Origin of the sequence: Actinokineospora bangkokensis (assembly GCF_001940455.1) — a bacterium.
Lineage (GTDB): Bacteria > Actinomycetota > Actinomycetes > Mycobacteriales > Pseudonocardiaceae > Actinokineospora > Actinokineospora bangkokensis.
Genome location: NZ_MKQR01000031.1, coordinates 1 through 7,914, shown reverse-complemented (window position 1 = coordinate 7,914; position 7,914 = coordinate 1). Strand labels below are relative to the sequence as shown.

Annotated in this window: 8 protein-coding genes; 3 read left to right on the top strand and 5 right to left on the bottom strand. The window is 75.4% G+C overall.

Going from position 1 to position 7,914, the window contains the following annotated elements; all coding sequences use genetic code 11:
* The coding region (locus BJP25_RS30900) for a cobalamin-binding protein (RefSeq protein WP_084794806.1) at window positions 1–943 on the bottom strand (943 nt) is incomplete at its 3' end.
* Between the two features lie 153 nt (window positions 944–1,096).
* Here BJP25_RS30900 and BJP25_RS30895 point away from each other — a divergent pair.
* The 3 genes from BJP25_RS30895 to BJP25_RS30885 all read left to right on the top strand — a co-directional run bounded on the left by BJP25_RS30895 (window position 1,097) and on the right by BJP25_RS30885 (window position 3,311).
* The gene (locus BJP25_RS30895; protein ID WP_075978604.1) at window positions 1,097–1,705 is read left to right on the top strand and encodes a hypothetical protein; all 609 of its coding nucleotides are present in this window, start codon (window positions 1,097–1,099) and stop codon (window positions 1,703–1,705) included.
* Window positions 1,706–1,754: 49 nt separating this feature from the next.
* Entirely contained in the window at window positions 1,755–2,591 is an 837-nt protein-coding gene (locus BJP25_RS30890; protein WP_075978603.1) for a hypothetical protein, read from the top strand.
* 201 nt (window positions 2,592–2,792) lie between these two features.
* Window positions 2,793–3,311, top strand: coding sequence for a methylated-DNA--[protein]-cysteine S-methyltransferase (locus tag BJP25_RS30885; RefSeq protein WP_075978606.1), 519 nt, complete (start codon window positions 2,793–2,795; stop codon window positions 3,309–3,311).
* Window positions 3,312–3,323: 12 nt separating this feature from the next.
* Here BJP25_RS30885 and BJP25_RS30880 read toward each other — a convergent pair whose 3' ends face one another.
* The 4 genes from BJP25_RS30880 to BJP25_RS36015 form a co-directional block, all read right to left on the bottom strand.
* Window positions 3,324–4,343, bottom strand: a complete 1,020-nt coding sequence (locus tag BJP25_RS30880; protein ID WP_075978602.1) for an MBL fold metallo-hydrolase — start codon at window positions 4,341–4,343, stop codon at window positions 3,324–3,326.
* 44 nt (window positions 4,344–4,387) lie between these two features.
* Window positions 4,388–5,041 carry a 4'-phosphopantetheinyl transferase family protein gene (locus tag BJP25_RS30875; RefSeq protein ID WP_075978601.1) on the bottom strand — a complete coding sequence of 218 codons (654 nt, stop codon included), beginning with the start codon at window positions 5,039–5,041 and terminating at the stop codon, window positions 4,388–4,390.
* A gap of 80 nt (window positions 5,042–5,121) precedes the next feature.
* On the bottom strand, window positions 5,122–5,823 hold the full coding sequence (locus tag BJP25_RS30870) for a class I SAM-dependent methyltransferase (RefSeq protein ID WP_075978600.1): 702 nt from the start codon (window positions 5,821–5,823) through the stop codon (window positions 5,122–5,124).
* A gap of 324 nt (window positions 5,824–6,147) precedes the next feature.
* Window positions 6,148–7,914 (bottom strand): class E sortase (locus tag BJP25_RS36015; protein ID WP_233158365.1); only part of this gene is annotated, 1,767 nt, incomplete at its 5' end.

The following is a 7,914-nucleotide window of genomic DNA, read 5'->3' as shown; positions in this document are numbered from 1 at the left end:
CCCCCGCGGCCCGGCCGGGGCGGGGGGGGGCCCCCGCGCCCCCCCCCGCGCCGGGGGCCCCCCGCCGCGCCTCGGCCGCGCTGACCTCCCCCACGCCGTGCAGGGCGTGCGCCAGCACCTCGACGCCGCGCAGCACGCGCGGCCCCGGCCGGTTGAAGTAGGACGGCCCGTCGAGGACCCACACCCGGTCCTCGCGCACCGCGCGCAGGTCCGCCCAGCCGGGCCGGGTGGTGAGGGCGTGCAGCTCCGCGAGGGTGCGCTCGGGCGGGAACCCACAGGGGGCGATCAGCAGGACCTCCGGGTCCGCGGCGCGTACGGCGTCCCAGTCGACGGCGCGCGTGTGCTCGCCGGGCACCGCCAGCAGCGGGGTACCGCCCGCCGCGCTCACCTGCTCGGGCACCCAGTGGCCCGCGGGCCAGGGCGGGTCCATCCACTCGACCACCACGGCGGTCGGCCGGTGCTCGGTGCGCACGGTCGCCTCCCGCAGCCGCTCGCGCATTCCCGCGAGCACCTCCGCGGGGTCGACGCCGAGGATCTCGCCGACCGTGGTGACGGTGTCGAAGATGTCCCCGAGCGTGCGGGGTTCCAGGCTGACGACCGCCGTGTCGGTGTCCATCACCCGCACCGCTTCGGACACCTTGCGGTAGGACACCGCGCACACGTCGCACAAGTCCTGCGTCAGCACGACATCGGGCCGCAGCCGCGCGAGCAGGGCGATGTCCACTGTGTACAGCGAGGAGCCCGAGTGCGCGGAACCGCCCACCGCCAGGGAGATCTCGCGGCTGGTCATCCGGTCCTGGTCGATCCCCGCGGCGGTGACGACGGGGACGTCGTGGACGGCGGCGGGCCAGTCGCACTCGTGCGTCCGCCCCACGAGGTCACCGGCGCGGCCGAGGACGGCGACCAGGTCGGTGGCCGCGGGCAGCAACGACACGATGCGCACCGGCCCAGGGTAGGCGGGTTGCGCCGCGGGCGGCACGCGGGTGTGCGGCAAACGGCCCAATGCCGGGCGAACCCCGTTTCACGTCCGGGGCCGGTGGTACCCCACACGACGAGAGCACACCACCCACTTCCCTTGTGCCGGAAGGAGAATCCCATGTCGACCGGAGCGATCATCGCTGTCGTCGTCGCCGCGGTCGTCGTCGTCGCGGTGGTGGCGGTCGTCGCCAAGGTGGCGTCCCGGCGGGCGCACCTGCGCCGCACGTTCGGACCCGAGTACGACCGGACGGTCAGCGAGCACCCCCGCCGGGAGGCGGAGCGGGAACTGCTCGCGCGGGAGAAGGAGCACGCCGAGCTCGACATCCGCCCGCTGGACCCGCAGGCCCGGGAGCGGTACTCGGCCCAGTGGCGCCAGGTCCAGGAGCGCTTCGTCGACCAGCCCGCGCCCGCCGTCGAGGAGGCGGACCGGCTGGTGACCGCCCTGATGGCCGAGCGCGGCTACCCCACTGAGGGCTCGCACGAGGACAAGCTGCGCAGGCTGTCCGTCGAGCACGCGTCCACCTTGGACCACTACCGCAAGGCGCACGAGGTGCGCGGCCGCGACGGTGCCTCCACCGAGGACCTGCGCGAGGCGATGGTGCACTACCGCAGCCTGTTCACCGACCTGCTGGGCGGCGACGAGCACGACCGCGCCGACCACCGCGACGAGGGGCACCGCACCGGTGAGCGCTGCGCCGTGGACGCCCACCAGCACGTGAGCCGCTGACACCCGGACAGGGCCCCAGCGCCGCCGACCCCGACCCGGAGGTAACCCGATGACCACGCAGCACCTGCAGACCGAAGACCTGATCGCCGAGCCCCGCCGCTCCGGTGTGGACGAGCCCGGCACCCCGCGCGGGTACGAGGACCGGGCGCGCACCGCCCACGCCGACGCCGCGCAGCGCGACGCCGAGAAGCACGCGCAGGACGGGCACGACGACAACCGGCACGACGACAACCGCGACGGCACCGTGCACAACGACGACGCGCGCAACGACAACGCGCGGAATGAGAGCGGGCACGACAGGGACGAGCGCGGCGGGTACGACGGCCCGCGCCACGCCGAGACCGCCGACGCCCGCACCCACGGCGACAACGCCGCGGCGGGCCAGCGCGGCCCGGTGCCCACCGAGGCCACCGAGCGCGCCCACGACGGCGAGCCGCTGGGCCTGCGCGGTGAGGGCGCGCGCCACCAGCAGCACCAGGACGGCGCCTGGGCGGCCAACGGCGCCCAGGCCGCGGCCCAGCAGCCCTACACCGAGGCCAAGCCCACCGAGGAGATCCCGGCGCAGCGCGAGGTCCGCGAGTCCGGCGCCCCCCGCGCCACCGAGGCCGAGGAGCCCGCCGCCGAGCTGTTCGCCGCGGGCGAGGTCGACCGGTTCCGCGGCCAGTGGTCGGAGGTGCAGGCCGCGTTCGTCGACGACCCGAAGGCCGCCGTGCGCGACGCCGACCACCTCGTCGCCGAGGTCATGCAGACGCTGGCGAAGACCTTCGCCGAGCACAAGCAGGGCCTGGAGGAGCAGTGGCGCGGCGGGTCCGACGCCCAGACCGAGGACCTGCGCCAGGCGCTGCGCCGCTACCGCTCGTTCTTCAACCAGCTGCTCCAGAAGTGAGACCTGGGCCGGTGGCCCGGCGACCCCCTTCCCCCGGGTCCGCCTCGCCGCGCCACCGGTCGCACGCCCGGCGGGCAGGGCGCCGGGCGCAGGGTGAGGGATGGGGATGACGACCGCCGCGCTCCGCACGAGCGCGGCGGTCGTCCGCTGTCCGGGGCCGCCCGCCCGGTGGGGCAGGATGGCCGGGTGACCGAGCACGCGATGTTCGACACCGCCCTCGGGTGGTGCGGGATGGCCTGGGGCGAGCGCGGCGTGGTGGCCGTGGAGCTGCCCGGCGCCGACCGCGGGCGCACCCTCGCGGCCCTGCGCAGGCGCGTCGGCGGTCGCGAGGTGGAGCCCGCGGGGCCGGTCCTGGCGGTGGTCGAGCGGGTGCGCGCCCTGCTCACCGGCGTCCCCGACGACCTGACCGACGTGCCGGTGGACCCGAGCGGGCTGCCGGACTTCCACTGGCGGGTCTACCAGCACATCCGCACCGTCGGCCCAGGCCGGACGACCACCTACGGCCAGGTGGCGGCAGCGGTCGGTGCGCCCGGCTCGGCGCAGGCCGTGGGGCAGGCCATGGGCGCCAACCCCTACCCGATCATCGTGCCCTGCCACCGGGTGCTGGGCGCGGGCGGCAAGGTCGGCGGGTTCTCCGCCGCGGGCGGGGCGGCCACGAAGGTCCGCATCCTGGGCATCGAGGGTGCCGCCCCCGGCGGCCAACCCTCGCTGTTCGACTGACGCGGCGGCCGGTCACCGCGGCGGCAGGCGGTACTCGCGGACGCCGTCCTCGTCGACGACCTCCAGGTCGCCGCGGACGACCAGGACGTCGAGGTGGGAGGCCGTCTCGCCGGTGGCCAGGAGCTGGTTGAACAGGTCGAGGGAGGCGAACTCGCGCTCGCGGCGGGTCCAGCCGAGGGCGTGCGCGGCGGCGAAGGCGGTGGTGGCCCCGCCGCGGACCGCGGCGAGGGTCTTGGCCAGCCGGTCCTCGTGGTGGGCCAGCAGCTCGTCGACGCGGGCGTGCACGCTGGGGGCCACGGGCCCGTGCGCCGGGAGCAGCCGCAGGTCGGGGTGGGAGCGCACCAGGCGCAGGGAGTCGAGGTAGTCGCCGAGGGGCAGTTCGGCGCGCAGCGGCTCGAAGCCGATCGACGGGGTGATGTGCGGGAGCACGTGGTCACCCGCGAAGCACAGGCCCGCCGCGCGGTCGACGAACACCACGTGGCCGCGGGTGTGGCCGGGGGTCGGGACGACCTCCAGGGTGCGGTCGCCCAGGTCGATGCGCTGGGCGGCGGTCAGCCACTCGTCGGGGGACTCGTAGGCCGCCGACGCGCCGCCCTCCCCGAAGGCGGCCCGGAGCTTGGCGTGCAGCTCCTCAGCCCCCCAGGCGCGCATGGACTGGCCCGCGAGGGTCACCCGACCCTCCTGGATCACCTCCAGGTTGGGCCGCTCCCCCTCGCCCAGGGCTATGCGCGCGCCGAAGAGCCTGCGCACCTCGACGGCCAGGGTGTAGTGGTCGCGGTGCACGTGGGTCACCAGGAACCGGCGCACGTCGCCCAGGTCGTGCCCCAGGGTGCCCAGCGCGGACGCCAGCAGCTCGCGGGCCTCCCGCAGCGCCCACCCGGAGTCCACCAGCACCAGGCCGGACGCGGACTCGATGGCGTAGACGTTGACCGCGTGCAGGCCGTCGTTCGGCAGCGGCAGCGGGATGCGGTGCACCCCCGGCGCCACCTCGAACGCGCCTGGTTCGGTCCACGGCCCCGACCCTGCCGCCATCGTCGTCCTCCCGCTCAGCTGGTTGCTTTGCGCAACCTACCAAGTCAGGTCGTGATGGTGATCGCGGCGACGACGAACCCGCCCTCGGACAGCCAGCGGCCGGAGAACCCGGTGATCCGCTCGCCGCCCACCTCGGGGCCCGCCACCAGCAGCTCCGAGGTGAAGGTGCCCCCCGGGTCGAAGCGCAGCCTGGCCTCCTCGAAGCCCAGCCACCGGCGGGTCAGCGGGAACCACGCCTTGTAGGTGCTCTCCTTGGCCGCGAACAGCAGCTTGTCCCACCGCACGCCCGGCTCGCGGGCGAACAGCTCGGCCAGGTGGGTGCGCTCGTCCGGCAGCGCCACCACGGCCTCCACCCCGTCGGGCAGCGGCTCGGCGGGCTCGGCGTCGATGCCCACGGTCACCACGTCGGTGGCCTCGGCCAGCACCGCGGCCCGGTACCCGGCGGTGTGGGTCATGCTGCCCACCACGCCCGCGGGCCAGCCGGGGGCGCCGCGCTCGCCGGGCAGGATCGGCGCGGGCGGGCGGCCCAGCCTGGCCAGGGCCTGTCTGGCGCAGTGCCGCACGGTGGTGAACTCGGCCCTGCGCTTGGCGACGGCCTTGGCCACCAGCGGCTCCTCCTCGGGCAGCAGCACCGCCTCGGCCGGGTCCTCGAACGCCTCCACGGCCACGACCGCGGGCGGCAGGATCTTCTCGATCATCGGTGCACCACGGCTGGCACCCTAACGAACCGGCCGGGGCGGCGGGAGGGGCGCGGTCGCGGATCACGCCCCTCCCGCGCTCAGCCCGCCACCACGTAGGTCATCGGCAGGTCGAGCCGGGTGCCGTCGGGCAGCGCGTCGGTCGACTCCAGCGTGATCGCCCCGCTGGCCCGCACCGACAGCCCGGCACCGGCCAGCACGGACTCCAGCTTGCCGTCCACCCAGGCCGCGGGGGTGAGGTTGTGCGCGAAGACCATCCGCATCTTCGGCACCGCCTCCGGCCCGCGGGCCACCGCCTCCTGGATCACCGCGCCCGCCGCGGGCGCCAGCTCCACCGCGAACAGCGTGCCGGTCTCCCCGAGCAGCACCGACAGCGACCGCGCCGCGTCGGCCCGGCGCTCGTCGGGCATCTGGTGCAGCACCCCGCGCATGTAGAGGTTGGCGTCGCCCAGCTCGTCGTGCAGGGCCGTCGCGGCCGCGGTGTCGGCCAGGTCGAACGCGCGGAACTCCAGCCCGGGGTGCAGCGCGGTCGCGTGCTCGATCGCCGCCGGGGCGAAGTCGAGCCCCAGCACCCGCCCGAACCGCTCGGCCAGCGCGGCGGTCTGCGTCCCGCTGCCGCACCCGACGTCGAGCACCGGCAGCGTCGAGCGGAAGTACGACTCGAACAGCGGCAGCTGGGCGGTGGCGGTGACCTCCGCCGAGCTGTCCCAGATGGCGGCGGCGGGCTCGGCAGGCAGCGCCGTCCAGAAGCCCTGCCAGTGCGCGTTCACCGGTTGGTCCATGGTTCCTCCACCGTGTGAGTGAGAGATTACTACTCGAAAGAGGCTCACTTACAGCGGAGCGTGCGAGTGGGGCAAGGGGTGAACGCGGGATTGGGCTTTCCGGGTGACACCTGCCGGCGCGTCTCCCGAGCGCGGGATCACGGGGACACACCCAGGTGGGCGGAGCGGGTGATCACCCACGCGAAGCCGGGGGATGGCGACCGGGGAGACCGTCGCCCCACACCCATCCGGCACCACAGTGGACAACGGCTTCCGGTTGGCGCACCGGAGAACCCGGACCACGGGGGTGGAGATGTCCTCAGTGGACTCGGGGCGGGTGGGGGGTCAGCTCGTCTCGCTCAGCTCGACCGGGACGACGCTGTGGTCGGCGGTCTTGGGCTGCTGGCGCACCAGCACGCCCTGCAGGATCATCCGCTGCTTGTTGGAGAACTTGGGGTGGCAGGTGGTCAGCGTGATCAGCTTCAACCGCTCGTCCTCGGGCAGCCGGGAGGCGGTGTTGCCCGGGACCGGTGCCACGACCTCGCTCTGCTGCGGGGTGACGATCTGGCGCCCGGTGGCCTTGGCGTACTCCCCGGTCAGCGGCTCGACCGCCGCGCCGCCGTCCGCGCCCGCGCACCTGGGGTCGCTGCCCTTGCTGGCCCAGTCCTTCGCGTCGTCGTTGGTGGGCAGCATCCGGTAGACGAACCAGTCGCTGCGGGTCTCCACCACGATCGCGTCGCAGGCGTTGAGCAGGTCCAGGTCGTTGAACGGCGCGCCCTTGCCGACCCGGTGCCCGGCGACGGCGAAGTTGCCCGGCTGGCCGGGCAGCGCGGAGTTGACGTAGTGCCCCGGCCCGATCTCCAGGTCGGCGTCGGTGGTGCCCTCGACGACGGTGAACTTGTAGTCCTCGCCCAGCGCGGGGATGTAGAGCTTGGCCATCCCCTGCCCCTCGGCCACCTGGAACCGCTGCTTGCGCTCGGCGTCCTCGGCCCCGGGCTGGTCCCACTGCTGGTCCAGCGCTGAGGTGACGTCGTCCTGCTTGCCCGCGGAGATCAGGTCGGTGATCCACACCTCGTAGACCACGAACAGCAGCATCACCAGCCCGAGGGTGACCATGACCTCGCCGCCTGCCTTGATGGCGATGGCGGCCCGGCTCCCCTTCCGCCGCGCGGCCGCGTCCCCCGCCGACCGCTCGTCCGGGTGGTCATCCGGGTCGTCGAGGTCGTCGTCGTAGTCGTCGTACTGGTCGTCGTAGTGGTCGTCGTCCGCGTCGTCGTCCGGCGCGGGCATCGCCTGGATCGAGGTCCGCGACGGCTCCCGGTCGATCCGCTCCGTCGGCGGCTCCACCGCCGCCACGGCCGGGATCACCTCGGTGGCGGGCGCCAGCAGCTCGGTCGGCGCCTCAGCCGGGTCCAGCCCCCGCCCCGCGCCGCGCTGCGGACCCCGCCCCGCCCCGTCGACGAACGCCCCCGGCCCCTGGGTAGCACGCCCCGGGCCGCCGGGGCCGAGCCGACCGGCTCCGCCGCGCTGAGGCCCGCCGAGCCCGGGTGTCCCCGGCTCGGGCCGAGCACCCTCGCCGTGCAGGGTCGACGACCCACCGTCCCTCGGCTGCCGGGCCCCGCCACCACCGCGGCCGTCGCCGTCGAACTCCGGCGCGAACCCCGCACCAGGCCGAGCGGCCTCGCTGAACTGCGTCGGTGGACCACCGTCGGACGACCGCTGCGGACCGCCGCCACCGAGGTCGGGCGGGAACCCCGCACCAGGGCGGGCCGCTTCGCTGAACTGCGTCGGCGGGCCGCCATCCAGCGACCGCTGCGCGCCGTCACCGGGCCTGCCCCCGCCGCCGAGTTCGGGCGAGGACGCCGCGTCGGGCCGAGCGGCCTCGCTGAACTGCGTCGGCGGGCCGCCGTCGAGGGACCGCTGCGGTCCCCCGGGACGGGTGGGAGCGCCCGGTGGGGACGGGTCGGGGCGGGCGGCCTGGCTGAACTGGGTGGGCGGACCGCCGTCCAGCGGCCGCTGCGGGCCGCCGCCGGGGTGGTTCGGAGCGCCGGGGTTCGCGGCGTCCGCGAAGCGCGACGGTGGGGCGGGGGGAGCCGGGGGGCGGTTGCGGGG